Below are 20,813 nucleotides of genomic sequence, written 5' to 3' on the forward strand. Positions count from 1 at the left end.
AGTATTATTCAAGTTTGGTTATAATTAGAGCCATTATTGAACTTATCAAATGATCAGGATTTTAAAAAAGAATGAAATATTTTAATACCAAATGGTTGTTTTTTTTAATGACTCATTGGTTCTTACTGACTTCTTTAGGCCATGCGAAAATGGCTTTTGAATCTAATATTGACACCAAAGCGTTAGAGGCTTTTGGGGTTAGTGCGGGCTTTTTATCCCAAATGCCAAACGCTTTAAAAAAAATGAATAAAGAAGAAGAATGGAAAAAGTTAGTCAAAAGATTTGATGTGAATTACCAGTTCATCCCCATCATTAAAAACATGCTAATAGAAGCGAGCGTGCCGCAAGAATTTTTATTTTTAGCGATGGCAGAGTCTAAATTTTCATCAAGGGCTTATAGCAGGAAAAAAGCGGTAGGGATTTGGCAATTCATGCCAAGCACGGCTAAAGAATTAGGGCTTAAGGTCAATCATTACATTGATGAAAGAAGAGACCCCATTAAAAGCACTCAAGCGGCGATCACTTATTTGAAACGGCTCTACAAACAAACCGGGGAATGGTATTTGGTCGCTATGGCGTATAATTACGGCTTACGCAAGGTTCAAAACGCTATTAAAGCCGCCGGCACTTCGGACATTAAGATTTTGTTAGATGAAGATAAGAAATACCTCCCCAAAGAGACACGAGAGTATATCCGCTCCATTCTAAGCCTGGCGTTGAAATTCAACAGCCTAGACAACCTCAAAGATAAAGAATACTTGCTCAATCGTGGGGCGAGGGTGAGTTTAGTGGGCGTCCCGTTTAAAAGGCACACTTCTTTAGTCCAAGTGGCCAAAAATTTAAACTTGAGTTTAGAAACCTTAAAATCCTACAACCACCAATTCCGTTATAACATTCTGCCTTCTAAAGACCCCACCTACACCATTTATATCCCTTATGAAAAACTCGCTCTTTTCAAACAACGCCAACTCAAACAAAATAAAAGCATTCAAGCCAGTTCAAAAAGCCCTTTTATCACCCATGTGGTCTTACCGAAAGAAACCTTATCTTCTATCGCTAAACACTATCAAGTCAGTATTTCCAGTATCCAATTAGCCAATAACCTCAAAGATTCTAATATTTTTATCCACCAGCGCTTGATCATCCCCACCAACAAAAAATTACTCGCTACAAGGGAATTTTAATGGGTTTGGCGTTAAAAAAAGTTTGTTTTTTAGGCGTTATTTTTTTGATTAGCGCTTGCGCGGTTAAAAAAGAGGGGGTAAAGAATTTGTCTTACAAGCATGAAAGCTTGCGCGCTTATGAAAACGCTAAAGACTATGACCCGACAACCCAAAAAGCCGCCTATAAACGCAATTTTTTTGAACGCCATTTCAAACACCACTCCAGTCCGCAAGATGGCAACACCAAAGATCAGCCGCTAGATAACGGCATGCGCGATTCTAGCGCGATCCAAAGAGCCACCATGCGCCCTTATCAAGTGGGGAGAAAGTGGTATTACCCCACTAAAGTGGATTTAGGCGAAAAATTTGATGGCGTTGCGAGCTGGTATGGCCCCAATTTCCACGCCAAAAAAACCAGTAATGGGGAAATTTATAACATGTATGCCCACACCGCCGCGCACAAGACTTTACCCATGAACACCGTGGTGAAAGTCATCAATGTTGATAATAATTTAAGCACCATCGTGCGCATTAATGATAGAGGGCCTTTTGTGAGCGATCGCATCATTGATTTGTCTAATGCGGCCGCTAGGGATATTGACATGGTTAAAAAAGGCACAGCCAGCGTGCGTCTTATTGTTTTGGGTTTTGGTGGGGTCATCTCCACGCAATACGAACAATCCTTTAACGCCAACTCTTCAAAGATCTTACACAAGGAATTTAAAGTTGGCGAGAGCGAAAAAAGCGTGAGCGGAGGGAAATTTTCTTTGCAAATGGGGGCTTTTAGAAACCAAATAGGCGCTCAAACTTTAGCGGATAAATTGCAAGCAGAGAATAAGAATTACAGCGTCAAGATTGCTTTTAAAGACGATTTGTATAAAGTTTTAGTTCAAGGGTTTCAAAGCGAAGAAGAGGCTAGGGATTTTATGAAAAAATACAACCAGAATGCGGTTTTAACGAGAGAATGATTAAGTTATTGCTTTTAGATGTGGATGGCACGCTCACAGATGGGTCGTTGTATTTTGATGAAAATTTTCACGAGATCAAGGCTTTTAATGTCAAAGACGGGCTTGGCATGACGCTGTGGCAAAAATTAGGCAAAAAAATCGCTATCATTACAGGAAGAACTTCAATAATGGTCAAAAAGCGCATGGAGAGTTTGGGCGTTCAGTTTGTTTTTATGGGCGTTGAAAATAAAAGCGTGGTCGTGGAGCGGCTCAAAAAAGACTTGCAATTGAATGCGCAAGAAATCGCATGCGTAGGCGATGATTATAACGATTTAGGCATGTTTAAGGCATGCGCTTGGAGTTTCGCTCCTTTTGATGCGCACCCCTTGCTTAAAAACAAAGCTTATAAAGTGTTGCAAAATTCAGGGGGCAAGGGGGCTGTTAGGGAAGCGATTGATTATCTTTTAACATTAGAAGGCTTGCAAGATGAAGCGCTCAAGCTTTACCTCTAATAGCGTTTTAAACTTTTTTGTGGTTTTGTCTTTCATCATGATAGGGCTAGTTTTTTTCTTTTTGCGTTCACAACCCACTAGCGTGGTCTCTAAAGAAAATATCCCTAAAATTGAATTAGAAAATTTTAAAGCGTTTCAAATCAACGATAAAATCCTTGATCTGTCCATAGAGGGCAAAAAAGCTCTACAATACGATGATCATGAGATCTTTTTTGATTCCAAAATCAAGCGCTATGATGAAGACACCATTGAAAGCGTTGAATCCCCCAAAGCCAAACGGCAGCAGGATTTGTATTTCTTCCCTAATGGGGTTACTTATAAAAGAAGCGATGATTCTAGTTTTTGGAGTGAAACAGGGATTTACAACCATAAAGAGCAGAATTTTAAAGGCAAGGGCCGTTTCATTCTCACTTCAAAGGACAGCAAGATTGAAGGGCTTGACATTTCCTATTCGCATGCTTTAGCCATTATTGAAGCTCAAAGCATTCAAGCGCATTTATTCTTAGATGAAATCAAACAAAGCCAAAAAGAAAAGAAAAAATTCCCCACTTTCAAAGGAGAGTTTTAATGCGTTGGTGGTGTGTTCTTGTGTGTTGTTTTGGTCTTTTAAGCGTGATGAGCGCTCAAAAAACAGATAATAAAGGTTTGAAAAAAGAAAGAGAGCTTTTAGAAATTACCGGCAACCAATTTGTAGCGAACGACAAAACCAAAACCGCCGTTATTCAAGGCAATGTGCAGATCAAAAAAGGTAAAGACCGGTTGTTTGCGGATAAGGTGAGCGTGTTTTTAAACGACAAACGAAAGCCAGAACGCTATGAAGCCACAGGGAACACGCATTTTAACATCTTTACAGAGGACAATCGTGAAATCAGCGGGAGCGCTGACAAGCTCATTTATAACGCATTGAATGGGGAATACAAATTATTGCAAAATGCGGTGGTCAGAGAAGTGGGGAAATCTAATGTCATCACCGGCGATGAAATCATTTTAAACAAAACTAAGGGTTATGCTGACGTGTTGGGGAGCGCGAAACGGCCCGCTAAATTTGTGTTTGATATGGAAGACATTAATGAAGAAAATCGTAAGGCTAAATTGAAGAAGAAAGGAGCTAAGGAAAAACCATGATCGCTATTAAAGACGCTCATTTTCTCACTTCTTCAAGCCAACTTTCGCAATGCCCTGCGAGCCTGACTTCTGAGATGGTCATTTTAGGGCGCAGCAATGTAGGTAAAAGCTCGTTTATTAATACTTTGTTAGGAAAAAATCTCGCCAAAAGTTCAGCAACGCCTGGAAAAACCCGTTTAGCGAATTTTTTTTCCACCACTTGGGAAGATAAAGAAAACGCCTTAACGACCACTTTTAATGTGATTGATTTGCCTGGGTTTGGCTACGCTAAAGTTTCTAAAAGCTTGAAAAAAGAATGGGAGGGGTTTTTATGGGAATTGTTGAGCGTTAGGGTTTCTATCAAACTTTTTATCCATTTAGTGGATGCGCGCCATTTGGATTTAGAAATTGACAAAAACGCTAAAGAAAACATTCAAGCCCTTTTAAGGCCCGATCAAGCTTACCTTTCTCTTTTCACGAAATTTGACAAGTTGAATAAAAACGAGCAACACCGCCTTTTGTTAAACGCTCCTAAACCTTTTTTAATCAATACCACCCATTTCAACGCTCTTTCTTCAAAATACCCCACCCTTGAAACAGTGCGCCAAACCCTTTTGAAACACTTGCTCACTAACCCTTCATAAGCCGCAAAAACCATGCTCTCTTTAAAACAAGATTCCTTTTTTTTCTTATGTTTAGGGATCTTTGGTTTTTATTTTTATAGCCTTTTGAGAGACTTAATGCCTTTTTTACCCCCTATGATTGGGTTTTTATTCTTGTTTTATGCGAAAAAATACGATCATTTTTTACCCAGTTTGAGCGTGTTTGGTTGTTTGTTTTGGTTTGAAAGCATGCATTTAAAGACTTTAGGCGTTTTAGCTTTATTGTTTTTAATCTACCACCAAATCATCTATAAAAACTCTTTAAAGCTTTTTAATGACGGCTTTTTATTCAAAACTTTGCATGTTTTTTTGATTTATTACCTTTATTTATCGCGCTTTTTTTCGGTGTCTTTGAGTTTGAAAATACTCGGCTTTCTCGCTCTTTTTGCTTTAATAGAGAGCGCTTTGTGGGGTTTGTATGAAAAATCTTCGCTATAAGCTTTTGCTCTTTGTTTTTGTAGGGTTTTGGGGGTTATTGGTTTTAAATTTATTTATTTTAAGCGTTAAAAATCAAGAATACTATGAAAAACTGGCTGAACGAAACATGACTAAAAAGGAATTTCTAGTCCCTACAAGGGGCAATATTGCAGACAGAAACCATGAGTTTTTAGCCACTAATGAATTGGTGTTTGGCGTGTTTTTGCCCAGCGGATTGAAACAAAAAGAGCTTTTAGAAAAAATTGGAATAATCCAAAAGTTTTTCCCTAACTTTTCCAAAGAAACGCTTTTAAACAATTACCAAAAAGAAAATTCGCTTTATAACCATAACCTCATTAAAGTGGTTGGCTTCATTCCTTATGCTACCATGCAACCTCTTTACACCAAACTCATCCAGACTCAAGGCATTTTTGCGCTTCCCTTAGACAAGCGCTACTACCCTAATAACGCTTTAGCTTCGCATGTTTTAGGCTATGTGGGGGTGGCAAGCTTGCAAGATTTAAAAGACGATGAAGAGAATCAATACAGCCAGATTGTGGGCAAAACCGGCATTGAAAAAGAATACAACAAGCTTTTACAAGGCAAGGTGGGCTATAAAATCATGCGTGTCAACGCGCTCAATCAAGAATTAGCCACATTAGAAGTAGTGCCACCAAGCACCAACAACCACTTGCAATTGAGTTTAGACAAACGCTTGCAAAAAGAAGCGGACAAGCTCTTTGAAAATAAAAGGGGGGCTATTTTAGTGATGGATGCAGAAAATGGGGAATTGCTCGTTGCAGGAAGTTACCCTGAATACAATTTGAACGACTTTGTAGGCGGGATCAGTCAAGACAAATGGCAAAAACTTCAAGATGATATTTATAACCCCTTATTAAACCGCTTCGCTAACGCCTTGTATCCGCCAGGATCTGTGGTTAAAATGGGCGTGGGCTTGAGCTTTTTAGAAAACCTTAATATCACAGAAAACACCACCATACCCACCCCGCCTTTCATTGAAGTGGGCAAGCGCAAATTCAGAGATTGGAAAAAAACAGGGCATGGCAATTCTAATTTGTATAAAGCCATTAGGGAGTCCGTGGACGTGTATTTTTACAAGTTTGGGCTTGAAATCTCTATAGAAAAACTCTCTAAAACCTTAAGGGAAGTGGGCTTTGGGGAAAAAACAGGCGTTGATTTGCCGAATGAATTTGTGGGGATTGTGCCGGATAATTTGTGGAAACTCAAACGCTTCAATCAAGATTGGCGCGTTGGGGATACGCTCATTACCGCTATTGGGCAAGGCTCTTTTTTAGCCACGCCCTTGCAGGTTCTAGCCTACACGGGACTCATTGCTACAGGCAAACTGGCAACGCCTCATTTCGCTATCAACAACCAACAACCGCTCAAAGACCCCCTAAACAGCTTTCAAAAAAAGAAGCTCCAAGCCTTGAGAGTGGGCATGTATGAAGTGTGTAACCATAAAGACGGCACCGCTTATCATTCCACAAGGGGTTCTAAGGTTACTTTAGCGTGTAAAACCGGCACCGCGCAAGTCGTGGAAATCGCTCAAAACATCGTCAACCGCATGAAAGAAAAGGATATGGAATATTTCCATCGATCCCATGCGTGGATTACCGCATTCTTGCCTTATGAAAAACCCAAATACGCTATCACCATTTTAGTAGAACATGGGGAAGGGGGCTCAAAACTAGGGGGCTTGTTAGTGAAAATGAGCAATAAACTCTATGAGCTTGGCTATCTTTAATCAAATTCTAAATCTTTTCAAAAACGCATTACCATGCTAAACGCTAAAACCCATTAGCCAACTTGTTTCTAACTCATTTTACCGCTCTATAACTCAGTCTAACGGGTGGGGTTTAGGCTTGCTGTATTTTTGGCCTTTTCTAACCGCATATTGACGGCTAAAGTCTTGTTCAATATTTTTAAAAAAATGGGGCTTTAGTTATTTTTCGTTTTAGATTTTATCATTATTTTCTTAAAGGGATAGAGAGGGTTATTTTGCGCCATTTCCCCCTTTAAGAAATAACGCTTTTTAGGAAATTATCGCTTGATTAGCGCAAGCTCTTTTTATTTGATTTTAAAAATACTTTTAGCGTTTTTAATGCTCAATGAGAAAAGAGCTTTTTATTAACGCCTAAAAGCACCCCCTCCATTCATCTTAAAGATGGATTTTACCCAAATAACTTAAAAAGCCGGGATAATCGCTCCCTTATAGGTATCCAAAATAAATTTCCTGGTCTTTTCACTCTGCAAAACTTCAATCAGCGCTTTTATGGCTTCATCTTGCGCGTTATCCTCACGAGCGGCTATTAGATTGGCATAAGGCGAGTTTTTGTCTTCTGAAAATAAGGCTCCAGTGAGTTTTGCTTGCAAGGCATAATTCCCTGTTACAATAGCCCCATCCACATCCCCTAAAACTTTAGGCAATAATGCGGCTTCTAAAGGCTTGATTTTGATGTTGTAAGGATTTTTGACAATATCAAACTCCGTAGCGTATAGATTGCTTGGATCTTTGAGAGCGATAATCCCTTGTTTATGCAGTAAAATCAACGCCCTGCCTTGATTGGCCGGATCATTTGGCACAGCAATCACTGAGCCTTTTTTAAGGTTTTTAATGTCCGTGATTTTTTGAGAATAAAATCTTAAAGGCTCCACATGGATATTGGCCAAACCAACGAGATGCATTTTTCTGTCCAAATTAAACCTGTCCAAATAAGGGCGGTGCTGGAAGTAATTCGCGTCTAAAGAGCCGTCATTGAGCGCTAAATTAGGCAACACATAATCCGTAAAAGACACGATCACCAATTTGATCCCTTTTTCCTTCAAATCGTCCACGACTGATTGCAAGATTTGCGCATGCGGAACAGGGTTAGCACCCACTTTAAGCTCACGAGTGATTTTGTGGTTTTCTTTTTTTTCTTTGTGGTGTTTGGCGTCTAAAAGATTAAAAAAACCTAAAACAACAGCGGTTATGCAAATAATACGCTTGAATACATTCATAAAAACCCTTTATTAAAAAAATTAATTCAAAAATGATAAAAAGATAAAACGATACGAAAATTTTAGAAACTGGCAAAGAATAAAAAGAAAAGGATTCAACCAAGAAAAACGAAGTTTCTCTTGATTGAACAGCGAATCAAACCATTAAAGGTTAATGGAATTTTCTTTAAGATATTCTGCAACGCCTTTGTGAGTTGCTTTCATACCTTTATCGCCTTTTCTCCAACCCGCTGGGCATACTTCACCATGTTCTTCAAAGTGTAAGAGAGCGTCTACCATGCGAAGCATTTCATCTGCATTCCTGCCTAATGGCAAGTCATTGATCACTGCATGTCTTACTTTCATGTTTTTGTCAATCAAAAAAGCGCCTCTCAAAGCGATCGCTTCTTCAAACAGCACATCATAGTCTCTAGAAATGCTCTTAGTAATATCAGCCACCATGGGGAAAGTTACTTGACCAATACCGCCTTTTTCTACAGGGGTGTTTTTCCATGCAAAATGCACTTGTTCGCTGTCAATAGACACGCCAATCACATTAAAGCCTTTTTCGTGGAAGTCTTTCACTCTTTTGTCAAACGCAATGATTTCTGTAGGGCATACAAAAGTAAAATCTTTTGGCCAAAAGAAAAGGATTGCACCATTTTTGCCTAAATTTTTAGAAAGCTCAAAGTGTTCATCAACCTCATTGTTTCCTAAAACGGCAGGCGCTTTAAAATCCGGGGCAAGTTTTGTAACTAACATATACAACTCCTTAAGTGTTTTAAAATTTTGTTGGATCAAAATTAAACCTAAAATTAGATTTAATTTCATTATGCTTTCCACTCAGTCAGTGGAAACATGGTGGAGTATATTCTTAAAAAGTTAATGAAAGGGTATTTCCTTTTAAATTTTAAGATTTTGTGAAAAATAGTTTCATTTTTACTGCATTGTATTTCCTTAATGGTGTTATAATCGCTTCATAAATCATACGAAAGGAATTGTTATGCTATTCGCTCGCTTTAAAAAAGCTTTAACCTCCTATTCTTTAGGCGCGCTCATTGTTTCATCTTTATTGGGCGTGGCTAACGCTTCAGTGCAAGAAGTTAAAGTCAAGGATTATTTCGGGGAGCAAACCATAAAGCTTCCTGTTTCTAAAATAATCTACTTGGGCAGCTTTGCAGAAGTGCCCGCTATGTTCAACACTTGGGATAGGGTTGTAGGCATTTCGGATTACGCTTTTAAATCTGATATTGTTAAAGCCACCCTCAAAGATCCTGAACGCATTAAATCCATGAGCAGTGATCATGTGGCGGCATTGAATGTGGAGCTTTTAAAAAAACTCAGCCCTGATCTTGTTGTAACCTTTGTGGGCAACCCTAAAGCGGTAGAGCATGCGAAAAAATTTGGTATATCATTCCTTTCTTTCCAAGAAAAAACCATTGCAGAAGTCATGGAAGATATTGACGCTCAAGCTAAAGCCTTAAAAATTGACGCTTCTAAAAAACTGGTCAAAATGCAAGAAACTTTGGATTTTATCAAAGAGCGCTTGAAAGATGTTGAAAAGAAAAAAGGGGTGGAACTTTTCCACAAAGCCAATAAGATCAGCGGTCATCAAGCCCTTGATTCAGACATTTTAGAAAAAGGGGGCATAGACAATTTTGGCTTGAAATACGTCAAATTTGGGCGCGCCGATATTAGCGTGGAAAAAATCGTTAAAGAAAACCCTGAGATTATCTTTATTTGGTGGATAAGCCCGCTTAGCCCTGAAGATGTGTTAAACAACCCCAAGTTTTCCACTATCAAAGCTGTCAAAAACAAGCAAGTTTATAAACTCCCCACAATGGATATTGGCGGGCCTAGAGCCCCACTCATCAGCTTATTTATCGCTTTAAAAGCCCACCCTGAAGCCTTTAAAGGCGTGGATATTAATGCGATTGTTAAAGACTACTATAAAGTGGTTTTTGATTTAAACGATGCGGAAATTGAACCCTTTTTATGGCACTGAATTTTAAAAAGGGCTGATATTTTTTAGCCTTTCGTGTATCGCGTCAGGCTTAGAACAAGCCCTATAGCGATACAATTCGCTAGAAGCGAACTCCCTCCATAGCTCAAAAACGGCACCGCTAGACCTTTAACCGGAAGAATCCCGCCCACTCCAAAGGCGTTGATCACCAAAGAAAAACTAATAAGCAGCACCACACCCACGCAAAATAGCGAATATTTTGGCTCTTTCAAGCGGTTAGCGATCCTAAAAATCAAAACGATCAAAACAGAAAACAAAATAAAACAAACGCATAGCCCCAAAAACCCCCATTCTTCGGCGATCCCAGCTAAGACCATGTCCGTATGCACTTCGCTCAAAAACCCCAGCTTGATTTGCCCAAGCCCAAGCCCTTGCCCAAACAACCCTCCATTATGCATGGCATTGCCTGCATGAAAGACTTGATAGGATTCGGGCAAGTCGCTTATTCTAAGAGCGTTCGCTAATTTATCCGGCAAAAGCGTGAAAAGCGAATTTTGCAAATTAGACCACCACAATTTTAGGCGTAAAATCCTATGAGCGCTTGTAACAACCGCTAAAACGCTGATCGCAAACGCCCCTGAAACAATCAAGCCAAACAAATGCGCACTCCCCCCAGAAAAAACCAATAACACCGCTAAAACCACTCCCAAAAGAACAATCTGCCCCAAATCGTTTTGCAAAACCCCCACCCCAATCGCTAATGCCACAAACACCACCGAATAAGGCACAAAAGTGATGAGTTCTTCTTTCACATTAGCCTTTTCTTGTGCCACAAAGGTGCGAGACAAACTCCACGCAAGAAAAAAGGTAAAGCCAACCTTTAAAAACTCCAAAGGTGCTAGAGAAAAAAACCCCAAACGAATCCATCGCTTCGCCCCTCCAGCGCTGCTAGAAAGGCTTTCTGGCAAAAAAAACATGCCAATAATGAGTAATGGTGGGATAAAAAGAAGAAAAAACCCCAAACGGCTAAACCACTTGCTAGGATCAACCCTAGACAACCCCCACATGATAACAATCCCCATGATCGCGCTTAAAAGCTGCCGTATGAAAAAATGGAATTCCCCATAATGATACAGCACCACTGTGGTGTAAGTTGAGAGCGAATAGCTCATCAATACCCCCAAAAAAATCAATAGCGAAGCGCAAAAAAACAGGTTTCTGTCTGTAGTCATTAGGATTTCCTTATTTTGGTTTTTGAATAGGCGTTCTCTTAAGGTATTTTAGGGGTATTTTACACTATAATGGCTCTGAATTGGCTTAGCGCTCAAGCTGAAGCGTTATTTCGTTGATCGCATTCTTTAATGAGGAAGCGAGCCGATTATTGGAATGCTTTTTGCATGCTAAATTTGTAAGGGTTTAAAAAAGGGGTTTTGATGGATTTTTCTAAAGCGTTTGGGTTGGTTTATAAAGCACTGGATTATAGGGCTTTAAGGCAAGATATGATCGCTTCTAACATCGCTAATGTGGATACCCCCTTTTACAGGCCAAAGGATTTGGATTTTGAAAGCGTTTTAGCGGAGAAAAAAGCGGAAATTTTTGAAAACCAATCCAGTAAAGTTTTGCCTTTAGCCCACACTAACCCTAGGCATTTAGACTTTGAAAACAGCGCTAAAGATGGGGCAAGCCTTTTTTTTAGAGATGGGCATTTGGCTAAAAATGATGGCAACAGCGTGGATTTAGACATAGAAACGAGTGAAATGGGTAAGAACTCCACCATGTATTTAGCCTTGAGTTCAGCCTTAAAAAAGTATCGAGGCGTGATCAATTACGCCATTGATTCCAGTAAGAATTTATAGTTAAGGGAAAGCATGTTTTTATCTTCTTTTGATATTAGCGGTTATGGTTTGTCCGCCCAACGCTTAAGGGCTAATTTGATTTCTTCTAATATCGCTAACGCTAACACCACACGCACGAGCGAAGGAGGCCCTTACAGGAGGCAAGAAGCGGTGTTTAGGGCTTTTGATTTCAATGAGATTTTAAACCAAAAAATCGCTCAAAATAATCAAATTACCCCCTATGAAGACCCCTTAGATGAAGGCGATGACAACCCCTTAATCCCTATCACAAGCGTGGTGGTGGATAAGATTGTGCGCGATGACAGCGAGCCTTTGATGAAATACGACCCAAGCCACCCTGACGCTAACGCTCAAGGCTATGTGGCTTACCCCAATGTGAATGCGGTGGTTGAAATGGCGGATCTAGTGGAAGCGACTAGGGCCTATCAGGCCAATGTTGCAGCCTTTCAAAGCGCTAAAAACATGGCGCAAAATGCGATTGGCATGTTACAAACATGAACGATTTTCAACAATTTATGGTAGTATAAGAAAATTTAGGTAGTATTAGCCAAAGATCAGTAGAATACAGAAATGAATAAGATATTTAATAGAGTTAAATTTTTAAAAAAGAGCTTAAGGAGGTTCTATGCAAGCCATACACAATGATAAAAGCTTATTGAGTCCTTTCTCTGAGCTTAACACGGACAACAGGACTAAAAGAGAAGAATCGGGCAGCACCTTTAAAGAACAAAAAGGTGGGGAGTTTTCCAAACTCTTAAAGCAATCTATCAATGAGCTTAACAACACTCAAGAGCAATCTGATAAAGCCTTAGCCGACATGGCGACAGGGCAAATCAAAGACTTGCACCAAGCGGCTATCGCCATAGGGAAGGCTGAAACGAGCATGAAACTCATGCTTGAAGTGCGCAACAAAGCGATCAGCGCTTATAAAGAGCTTTTAAGAACGCAAATCTAGTTTCTTAAGTGGCGTCTCTTTAAATGATCGCTTGGTCCTTTTTAAAGAGAGGGTTCGTTTTGACTACACCCAATTTTAATGGGTTTTATCATCAAAGATTCATGTTCTCATGCGTTGTGAAAATCCAACGCTACGCCATTTTCAAGTAAGCGTTCATGGATAATAAAAACATTGATTCCGACTTCAACCCAGAGCGATTTTTAGAAACCCAAAAATACAAGGGCTCTGTTACAGCATTAATCTTTTTGTTGCTTTTTATCGTTTTTTTAATGGTGGCTTTTAAAAAAGCTTTTTTTGCCCAAGCCAACATGCCCACTCTAGTGATAAGCAAGCAAGACACTGCGACTAGGGGGACTATCTATAGTCAAGACAACTACAGCCTGGCCGCTTCGCAAACCCTTTTCAAACTGGGCTTTGATACAAGGTTTTTAAACCCGGATAAAGAAGATTTTTTCATGGATTTCCTTTCTATTTATAGCAATATCCCTAAAAAGTCCTTAAAAGACGCTATCAATACGAAAGGCTATATTGTTCTAGCCTATGATCTCACGCCCAATACCGCTGCTAATCTTAGGGACTTGAATAAGAAATTTTTAACCTTTGGGGTTTTTCAAAATTTCAAAGACGCGCATGATAAAGTGTGGCAAAAGCAAGGGCTAAACATTGAAGTGAGCGGCGTTTCTAGGCATTACCCTTATCAAAATAGCCTAGAGCCCATCATTGGCTATGTGCAAAAACAAGAAGAAGACAAGCTCACTTTAACTACCGGTAAAAAAGGCGTTGAAAAATCTCAAGATCACTTGCTTAAAGCCCAACAAAATGGCATAAGAACGGGCAAAAGAGATGTGAGTTTTAACTTTATCCAAAACCACTCTTATACAGAGGTTGAACGGCTTGATGGCTATGAGGTGTATTTGAGCATTCCTTTAAAACTCCAAAGAGAAATTGAAACCCTATTAGACAAAACTAAAGACAAACTCAAGGCTAAAGAAATCCTAGTGGGCATCATCAACCCTAAAAGCGGGGAAATCTTATCGCTAGCTTCAAGCAAGCGCTTCAATCCTAATGCGATTAAAACCAGCGATTATGAAAGCTTGAATTTGAGCGTTGCCGAAAAGGTTTTTGAGCCAGGCAGCACGATTAAACCCATTGTTTATTCCTTGCTGTTAGACAAGAATTTAATCAACCCCAAAGAACGCATTGATTTAAACCATGGCTATTACCAATTAGGAAAATACACCATTAAAGACGACTTTATCCCTAGTAAAAAAGCCGTTGTTGAAGACATTTTGATCCAATCTAGCAATGTGGGCATGATAAAAATCAGCAAAAATCTCAACCCAGAGGATTTCTATAACGGGCTTTTAGGCTATGGATTTTCTCAAAAAACCGGCATTGATTTGTCCTTAGAAGCCACAGGAAAGATCCCTCCTTTATCCGCTTTCAAGCGTGAAGTGTTAAAGGGGAGCGTCTCTTATGGCTATGGGCTGAACGCGACTTTTTTGCAGCTTTTAAGGGCTTATGCGGTGTTTTCTAATGAAGGCAAATTGACTACCCCCTATTTAGTGCAACGAGAAACCGCCCCTAATGGCGATATTTACATCCCTAGCCCCAAACCCACTTTTCAAGTCATTAGCCCAAAAAGCGCTAGAAAAATGAAAGAAACCTTAATCAAAGTGGTGCGTTATGGCACAGGCAAAAACGCTCAATTTGAAGGGCTATACATAGGGGGCAAAACAGGCACGGCTAGGGTTGCTAAAAACGGGAGTTATAGCGCGGAGTCCTATAACAGCTCTTTTTTTGGGTTCGCTGAAGATGAAAGGCAGGTTTTTACTATCGGCGTGGTTATCTTAGGCTCGCACGGCAAGGAAGAATATTACGCTAGCAAGATTGCAGCCCCTATTTTTAAAGAAATCACCGAAATTTTAGTGCGTTACAATTACCTATCGCCCTCTATTGCGATTCAAAATGCGTTGGAGAAAAACCGCTTTAAGATAAAATAAAAGGCTCTTTTTAACCCAAACTCCAAAAAAGGAGTCTAAAGTTGCCGGATCTGTTGCATTAAGGCTAAATTTAGAGGATAGATTAGAAGAAAAATCGTTTATGTGGAGGGCGAATCAGATAAAATCTTTTTAACGCTTTTGAACAAAGTAAAAAATTTATGCATTGATGGTAAGTTGTAAGAGCGATACCAAGCTTTTTAAAGAAGCAAAGATTATTAAAGAATACCTAAAAGCTAAGGGTATTTACATCGTTTTTGATTCAGACAACCAAACAAAAGAGATTAAAATTCAAGAAATAAAAACCCTTGATTTTTACAAGTATTAGAATTTTTCTCAAATTGGGTTTAAACCGCTTAAAAAGCTTGTAGCCATAAAATCTTATAGGGGTATATTAGCAATAATAAAAGCCTAAAATAAAGGTTGTTTTGAAGTCGCCATTCAAACACCCCACTAGATCAAAAATCATAAAACCATGCCCTCCCCCCTTTTTTTCAAATCAATGCACTTCGCTCCAAACTTTTCTTTTCCACGCATAAGCCAAGAACGACAGCACCGCAAAGAAAATCATGATCTTTATCCCTAAGGTATTCCTTTCATGTTTTTTCCTATCACCCGCTTTTTCCAAATAAGAGATGACTTGTTTTTGAGCTTGTTCACTCAACCCCACTCTGGGCATAGCCGTGCCAGGCAAAAGCTTTTGCGGATCGTTGATGAAAACATTCAAGCCATGTTCGCCTTTAGCTCTAATCATCATGGACAAATCAGGCGCATGAGAGCCTAAATAATTGGCTAAATCTTTAGGATTGCTAAAGGCCTTGTCTTTAGCATAATCCAGGCTATGGCACCTTTGACAGCTTTGCGCGAACACTTCCTTATCGCTCAAATTTTTAGGTAAAATGGAAGTGAGATACGCCACAATGTCGCTCAAATCTTTATCGCTAAATTGAGAAAACGCCGGCATAGGATAGGGCCTTTCATCGTTGAATTTATGGCTCAATTTCGCCGTTTTCACAGGGTCTTTGATGAAGTGGGCTAAGAAATTCGCGTTCAAAACCCCCGCCACATGGCTTAAATCCGGTGGCACGACCCCAAAAGAGTTGCTCGCGCTAAGGCTGTCCATAGGGGCTGGAATGTTTTGAGATTTAATACCATGGCAAGCGGTGCAATTTTCGGCTACAAGCTGTTTGCCTTTATTAGCGTCGCCATTTTTTAAATCCATCGGCTCTAAATCCTTGAAAGCAAAATCTGCCGGAGCGACTTTAGGGTGCATCACCGAATGCGCATAAGGCTCAACCCCATAATAAATCACGCCTACCACCACAATAAGGATGATTAGAATCTTAAATTCTTTCATCTAACACCCCCTTGTTTCTTGCTCTCAGCGATAGTGATGATGGGCAACACCACAAAGAAAAGGGCTAGGAAAGTGATTGAACCTGCTAAGCCAATGTATTTACCAATCCCAAGTGGAGGCAATTTACCATAGATTGTTAAAACAATCATGTCAATGATTAAAAGCCAAAACCACACCATAAAAGCCGGCCGTTTGTGTGCGGGAGCGACCACTGGGCTTCTGTCCAAAAAGGGCAGCAAGAAAAAGATCACTTGCGCCACGCCAAAGGCCATTAACCCTAAATCAGCGCTAAAGAAAAAGCCCCTTAAGACTTCATAGCTCCACAAGAAATACCATTCAGGGTAAATGTGAGGCGGCGTTTTAAGGCTGTTAGCCCTTTCAAAGTTGATAGGATCCATCGCAAAATCATAGTGGTAACACACCAAGTAAAAGAAAAAGACCATGAACGCACAAACCACAAAAATATCTTTAGACAAGAATACCGGCCAAAAAGGAATGACTTTGGATTCTTTTTTCTTGCCTTCAATGAATTTCTTTTCTTCTATTTCAAAGTCAATCTCTTCGCCTTCTTGGTTATTGACATGCGGGATGCGTAAAGAATAAAAATGCACCCCAATGAGTAGAATGATCGCAATGGGCAGCAAAAACACATGGAGCATGAAAAAGCGCGTTAAAGTGGAATCTGCCACGACATAATTGCCCCTAATCCACTCCACCACATCAGCCCCAATGAAAGGAATGCCCCCAAATAAATTCGTGATAACCGCTGCCGCCCAATAGCTCATCTGCCCCCAAGGCAGCATGTATCCGCTAAAGGCTTCCGCGCTAAAGACCACAAACAAAATCATCCCGCTAATCCAAATCATCTCACGGCCCTTTTTGTAAGAGCCATAATAGATGCCGACAAACATGTGGATATAAATGATGACAAAAATCATGCTCGCTGCCGTGGCATGCATGTGGCGCCAAAGCCAGCCGTAAGCCACTTCTTGCATGATGGTGAAATTCACGCTATCAAACGCCATTTTCGCATCAGGCTTGTAATACATGAGCAAGAAAATCCCTGAGATCACAAGCACGCCAAAAAGGGTCAATAAAATCACCCCCATGGCCCATAAGAAATTGATGTTTTTAGGGATCCAATATTCTGTCATCAGCACTTTAACAAGCTTGTTAGTGCCAAGACGCATGTCCAGCCATTCGCCTAAATTCTTCGCTTTTTTTATCTCTGCCATGGAACTCTCCTTACGCTTTAGCCATCATTTTCTTGTATTCAGCCCCGGCTTCACCAAAAGTGATCTTAGTGCCTTCAATTTTAAAAGGCGGGATATCAAAAGGGCGTGGAGGGGGAGTGCCGGCAATATTCACGCCATCAGAAGTGAAACGCCCCCCATGGCATGGGCATAAAAAGCCTTTTTCTTCATCTTGATAAGTGGGGATACACCCTAAATGCGTGCAAATTTGAATGGCTGTGGTAAAAACGCTCCCGCCAATTTTAAAATCGCGCTTTTCATTAAAGCCCTCTTTTTTAGAACGCTTGAGGATATAGACCGGTTTCCCACGCCATTCCACGGTGGAAAACTGCCCTTCTTGCATATTCGCCACATCTATGGTCGTAAAACCGGCTGAAACAACGCTTGGAAGCGGATCCCAAGTCTTTTTCATCGCTACCAGACTCGCTATAGCCCCTATAGCTGTAACACTAGCAAGGCTCATTCCTAAAAAATCACGCCTTTGAATATCTGCCATGATTAAAAAACTCCTTAATGATAATTACCTTTTAACGACTAAAGGCATAGCAAATCCCTATTTTACACAAACTCTCTTAATAATCTTTTTAAAATAACAAAATTAACGCTAAAATCAAACGCTTTTAACGCCGCTTTAAAGAAATTTGAGCGCGCAAATGTTTCAAAAGGGTTTCTAAAATATCGTTATCGTCTTTGCTTGGGGCTTTCAGGCTTTCTTTTTTTTCACCGCTATAAGTGATGGTGATGTTTTGATTGAAATTAGAAAGTTTGATAATTCCAAGCTGGTTAGCTAGAATTTTAAGCGTAATGATTTGCAAAAATTGAGCGCTCAAATCGTCTATTTTGCCAAACCTGTCTTCTATTTCTTCATGGATTTGCCCCACCTCATCTGTATTTTCACACAAACTCAAACGGCGGTACAAATCCAACCTCAAACTATCGCTTGCAATGAGTTCAGGGTTTAAAAAAGCGCTCACGCCAAGTTGGATTTCTACGCTTTTTTCAAGCCTTTTTTTCCCCCCACTCAATTCATAAATCGCATCCTCTAGCATGCGTGTATAAAGCGCATAACCGATATTTTTAATATGCCCGCTCTGATCTTGCCCGAGCAAATTCCCACCCCCCCTGATTTCTAAATCATGATAGGCAATACTCTCCCCACTGCCTAAATACGAATTTTTTTCTAAAGCGAGCAAGCGTTTTAGGGCTTGTTCATTCAAACTTTTTTGATCTTCTATAAGGAAATAACAAAAGCCTTCTTTTTTGCCTCTCCCCACACGCCCTCTCAATTGGTGCAAATCAGCCAGCCCAAAATTTTGCGCATTATCTATAATAATCGTGTTAGCGTTAGGCAAATGAATCCCTGATTCCACAATAGAAGTGCATAATAAAACCTGATAGTTCCCCTTAGCAAACTCTAGCATGATTTCTTCGCTCTCATTAGCGTTAATCTGGGAATGCAAAATAGCGATTTTGAGTTTAGGGATTAAATCTTCTAGCTTGGTTTTGACTTTTGAAATGCTAGCGATGTGGTTATGGATGTAAAAAATTTGCCCATTACGGCGTAATTCTCTGTAAATAATCTCTTTTAAGAGTTCGTCATTCTTTTCTTTCAAAAAAGTGCGGCTGGGTTTTCTGTCTGTGGGCGGGGTTTTTAAAGAACTAATACCTTTAATTTGAGAGAGCGCCATGTTTAAAGTGCGCGGGATAGGCGTAGCGGACATGCTTAAAAAATGCACGCTCTTGCTCAATTCTTTTAAAGCTTCTTTTTGTTTCACGCCAAATTTATGCTCTTCATCCACCACCACTAAGCCCAAGTTTTTAAATTTCGCGCCTAAAATCGCATGCGTGCCTACAAGCGCATCAATCTGGCCTAATTCCACCGCCTTTAAAAGCTTGTTTTTTTCGCCCGCATATCTGTCCAAACGAGCCACTTTAACGCCAAAATTTTCAAAACGCGCCCTTAAAGTCTCAAAATGCTGGTGCGCTAATAAAGTAGTAGGCACGACCAGAGCGCTTTGAAAGCCGTTCAAAAACGCACAAAAAATCGCATGCATCGCCACTTCTGTTTTCCCAAAACCCACATCCCCACTCAACAATCTGTCCATCACTCTCTTAGAGCTTAAATCCTTTGAAATTTCAGCGATGGCTTTTTCTTGATCGCTGGTGTATTCAAACCCCGCATGCGATTTAAAGACTTCCAACTCCGCTAAATGCACATCCATCTTTTTACCCAAGATCAAATTGCGTTCAGCCGCTAATTCAATGATCTTGCTAGCAATCTCTAAAAGCTTAGTCCTGACTTTAGCTTTTAATTTGAGAAAGCTCCCTTTCCCTAGCCGGTCTTTAGCTGGCACGCTATCGCTTTGCGCCACATAGCGAGCGATGAGATGCAAGTTTTCTACCGGTAACAGCAGTTTGTCTTCGCCCAAATAAGCGATTTCTAAAAAATCCCTCTTGCTCCCTAAAACGCTGTGTTGGACTAATTGAGAAAACACGCCCACCCCGTAATCATCATGCACCACCCATTCGCCCGGATTCAATTCATTCAAAGCGAGCTTGGATTTTTGGCGTTTTTTCTTCCTTTCAAAAGAATTGAGCGAAATAAAAATCCCATCAGGGGTTTTAAAGTTTAACACAAAGGGGGCGATGACGCATTCCATGCTGCTTTTTTCAATCGTGCCTAATACATTGTCTAAAATCGTTTTATTGGGGGCTAGGAGCGTGATTTTATGATTTGAATGCAAAGCGATAAAGCCTTCTAGGGCATGCGCATGGATTTCTAAATCTTCATAGCCTTGCGCGTTTTCTAAAACCTTTAAAAATTTGAAACGCTCATAATCCAATTCGTTTAAGCCCGCTAATTCTTGAATTTCTTCTAAAGCTCTAGGGCTTATAACGCTTTTATAAACGCTTAGCAAGTCTTGTGCTTTTTCTCCTAAAAACCACAAACCAAAACTGGTTAAATCTTTAGAAAAGCTATTTAAGGGGCTTTGCTCCACTTTTGTTTTCAGATCCTTATAAGATGGTTCGTCCAAACTAAAAAGCGTGGGGGGGATTTCAATTTCTAACAAATCTTCTTTAAGACTCATTTGAGTGGTGGGATCCAATTCCTTAATGCTCTCACACTCCGTGTCAAAAAAGCTCAAGCGATACGCCTTAGAATTAGGTATATAAATATCCACAATATCCCCCCTAAAGCTCGCTTCGCCTTCCACTTCCACTAAGTCTAAAATTTCATAACCATAATAAAAGAGCTTGTCTTTCAAATCCTTAAGGTTATATTTTTCTAAAAGAGTGATTTTAAAGCTTTCTAAAAGTTCTTTTTTGGGTAAAGGGTGTAATAACGCGCTAATAGGGGCAATGATGATAGTTTCTTGCTTGTTTTCTAATGCCTGATAAAACTCCCTTAAACCCCCTAAAAGCTGTAAAAATTCTTCAAAAAACGAACGCAAATCATCGTTTTTTTTAGCCCTAAACTCTGGGAAAAGAATGGCTTTAATATTTGGCTTAAAATAGCTTATGACTTCTTTAGCGAGCTCGGACTCTTTAAAATCCTTACAAGCGAGTATTTGGTAATCAAAGCCTTTGTTTAAGGCTCTATAAAGACTAGATTGGATCATT

General features: G+C 39.9%; 20 protein-coding genes and 2 pseudogenes. 15 read left to right on the forward strand and 7 right to left on the reverse strand.

Annotation, left to right across the window (positions count from 1 at the left end; genetic code table 11):
• The first annotated feature begins 71 nt into the window (after positions 1 to 71).
• From DV63_RS11525 to mrdA, 8 genes are read left to right on the forward strand one after another with little or no spacing between them, the layout of a single operon-like run.
• On the forward strand, positions 72 to 1,184 hold the full coding sequence (locus DV63_RS11525; RefSeq protein ID WP_000873357.1) for a lytic transglycosylase domain-containing protein: 1,113 nt from the start codon (positions 72 to 74) through the stop codon (positions 1,182 to 1,184).
• The gene (locus tag DV63_RS11530; protein ID WP_000521871.1) at positions 1,184 to 2,131 is read left to right on the forward strand and encodes a septal ring lytic transglycosylase RlpA family protein; all 948 of its coding nucleotides are present in this window, start codon (positions 1,184 to 1,186) and stop codon (positions 2,129 to 2,131) included. Before DV63_RS11525 ends, DV63_RS11530 begins: the two co-directional genes overlap by 1 nt.
• Complete coding sequence (locus tag DV63_RS11535) at positions 2,128 to 2,622, forward strand: KdsC family phosphatase (RefSeq protein ID WP_000593733.1); 495 nt, start codon at positions 2,128 to 2,130, stop codon at positions 2,620 to 2,622. Before DV63_RS11530 ends, DV63_RS11535 begins: the two co-directional genes overlap by 4 nt.
• The gene (locus DV63_RS11540; protein ID WP_000830979.1) at positions 2,597 to 3,190 is read left to right on the forward strand and encodes a hypothetical protein; all 594 of its coding nucleotides are present in this window, start codon (positions 2,597 to 2,599) and stop codon (positions 3,188 to 3,190) included. The genes DV63_RS11535 and DV63_RS11540 overlap by 26 nt, the downstream gene beginning before the upstream one ends.
• Entirely contained in the window at positions 3,190 to 3,747 is a 558-nt protein-coding gene (gene lptA / locus DV63_RS11545; protein WP_001267849.1) for a lipopolysaccharide transport periplasmic protein LptA, read from the forward strand. Before DV63_RS11540 ends, lptA begins: the two co-directional genes overlap by 1 nt.
• Positions 3,744 to 4,370: a ribosome biogenesis GTP-binding protein YihA/YsxC gene (yihA, locus tag DV63_RS11550; protein ID WP_000560454.1), complete on the forward strand. Its 627-nt coding sequence runs from the start codon at positions 3,744 to 3,746 to the stop codon at positions 4,368 to 4,370. Before lptA ends, yihA begins: the two co-directional genes overlap by 4 nt.
• Positions 4,371 to 4,382: 12 nt before the next feature.
• Entirely contained in the window at positions 4,383 to 4,826 is a 444-nt protein-coding gene (locus DV63_RS11555) for a hypothetical protein (RefSeq protein ID WP_000949819.1), read from the forward strand.
• Positions 4,807 to 6,573 carry a penicillin-binding protein 2 gene (gene mrdA, locus DV63_RS11560; protein ID WP_000793724.1) on the forward strand — a complete coding sequence of 589 codons (1,767 nt, stop codon included), beginning with the start codon at positions 4,807 to 4,809 and terminating at the stop codon, positions 6,571 to 6,573. The genes DV63_RS11555 and mrdA overlap by 20 nt, the downstream gene beginning before the upstream one ends.
• Positions 6,574 to 7,013: 440 nt before the next feature.
• Here the strand turns inward: mrdA and DV63_RS11570 are convergent, their stop codons facing one another.
• Entirely contained in the window at positions 7,014 to 7,829 is an 816-nt protein-coding gene (locus DV63_RS11570; protein WP_001100436.1) for a MetQ/NlpA family ABC transporter substrate-binding protein, read from the reverse strand.
• A 144-nt stretch (positions 7,830 to 7,973) separates the two neighbouring features.
• A complete protein-coding gene (locus DV63_RS11575; RefSeq protein ID WP_000961633.1) occupies positions 7,974 to 8,570 on the reverse strand; it encodes a peroxiredoxin in 597 nt (198 codons plus the stop codon).
• Positions 8,571 to 8,811: 241 nt separating this feature from the next.
• Between DV63_RS11575 and DV63_RS11580 the strand changes: the two genes are divergently transcribed.
• Complete coding sequence (locus tag DV63_RS11580) at positions 8,812 to 9,813, forward strand: ABC transporter substrate-binding protein (protein ID WP_000895616.1); 1,002 nt, start codon at positions 8,812 to 8,814, stop codon at positions 9,811 to 9,813.
• 23 nt (positions 9,814 to 9,836) lie between these two features.
• On the opposite strand, the gene DV63_RS11585 is transcribed toward DV63_RS11580, so the two are convergent.
• On the reverse strand, positions 9,837 to 11,003 hold the full coding sequence (locus DV63_RS11585; RefSeq protein WP_000205873.1) for an FtsW/RodA/SpoVE family cell cycle protein: 1,167 nt from the start codon (positions 11,001 to 11,003) through the stop codon (positions 9,837 to 9,839).
• Between the two features lie 149 nt (positions 11,004 to 11,152).
• Between DV63_RS11585 and flgB the strand changes: the two are divergent.
• From flgB to DV63_RS18495, 6 genes and pseudogenes are all read left to right on the forward strand, one after another.
• A pseudogene (gene flgB / locus DV63_RS11590) lies at positions 11,153 to 11,627 on the forward strand (flagellar basal body rod protein FlgB).
• A gap of 12 nt (positions 11,628 to 11,639) precedes the next feature.
• Positions 11,640 to 12,125, forward strand: coding sequence for a flagellar basal body rod protein FlgC (gene flgC / locus DV63_RS11595; protein ID WP_000480116.1), 486 nt, complete (start codon positions 11,640 to 11,642; stop codon positions 12,123 to 12,125).
• Positions 12,126 to 12,252: 127 nt separating this feature from the next.
• On the forward strand, positions 12,253 to 12,582 hold the full coding sequence (gene fliE / locus DV63_RS11600) for a flagellar hook-basal body complex protein FliE (RefSeq protein WP_001147918.1): 330 nt from the start codon (positions 12,253 to 12,255) through the stop codon (positions 12,580 to 12,582).
• Between the two features lie 23 nt (positions 12,583 to 12,605).
• Positions 12,606 to 12,731, forward strand: coding sequence for a transcriptional regulator (locus DV63_RS17870; protein WP_080118665.1), 126 nt, complete (start codon positions 12,606 to 12,608; stop codon positions 12,729 to 12,731).
• A 6-nt stretch (positions 12,732 to 12,737) separates the two neighbouring features.
• Positions 12,738 to 14,585 carry a peptidoglycan D,D-transpeptidase FtsI family protein gene (locus DV63_RS11605; protein WP_000369150.1) on the forward strand — a complete coding sequence of 616 codons (1,848 nt, stop codon included), beginning with the start codon at positions 12,738 to 12,740 and terminating at the stop codon, positions 14,583 to 14,585.
• An 81-nt stretch (positions 14,586 to 14,666) separates the two neighbouring features.
• A pseudogene (locus DV63_RS18495) lies at positions 14,667 to 14,886 on the forward strand (hypothetical protein); the annotation flags it as partial.
• A 195-nt stretch (positions 14,887 to 15,081) separates the two neighbouring features.
• On the opposite strand, the gene DV63_RS11610 reads toward DV63_RS18495, so the two are convergent.
• The 4 genes from DV63_RS11610 to mfd all read right to left on the reverse strand — a co-directional run bounded on the left by DV63_RS11610 (position 15,082) and on the right by mfd (position 20,812).
• On the reverse strand, positions 15,082 to 15,939 hold the full coding sequence (locus DV63_RS11610) for a cytochrome c1 (protein ID WP_000657612.1): 858 nt from the start codon (positions 15,937 to 15,939) through the stop codon (positions 15,082 to 15,084).
• The gene (locus DV63_RS11615; RefSeq protein ID WP_000807843.1) at positions 15,936 to 17,174 is read right to left on the reverse strand and encodes a cytochrome b; all 1,239 of its coding nucleotides are present in this window, start codon (positions 17,172 to 17,174) and stop codon (positions 15,936 to 15,938) included. Before DV63_RS11615 ends, DV63_RS11610 begins: the two co-directional genes overlap by 4 nt.
• Before the next feature lie 10 nt (positions 17,175 to 17,184).
• Positions 17,185 to 17,688, reverse strand: coding sequence for a ubiquinol-cytochrome c reductase iron-sulfur subunit (locus DV63_RS11620; protein WP_000763650.1), 504 nt, complete (start codon positions 17,686 to 17,688; stop codon positions 17,185 to 17,187).
• Between the two features lie 124 nt (positions 17,689 to 17,812).
• Complete coding sequence (mfd, locus tag DV63_RS11625; protein WP_000616312.1) at positions 17,813 to 20,812, reverse strand: transcription-repair coupling factor; 3,000 nt, start codon at positions 20,810 to 20,812, stop codon at positions 17,813 to 17,815.
• Position 20,813 lies beyond the last annotated feature (1 nt).

Source organism: Helicobacter pylori FD535 (assembly GCF_000296015.2).
GTDB classification, from domain to species: Bacteria; Campylobacterota; Campylobacteria; order Campylobacterales; family Helicobacteraceae; genus Helicobacter; species Helicobacter pylori_CT.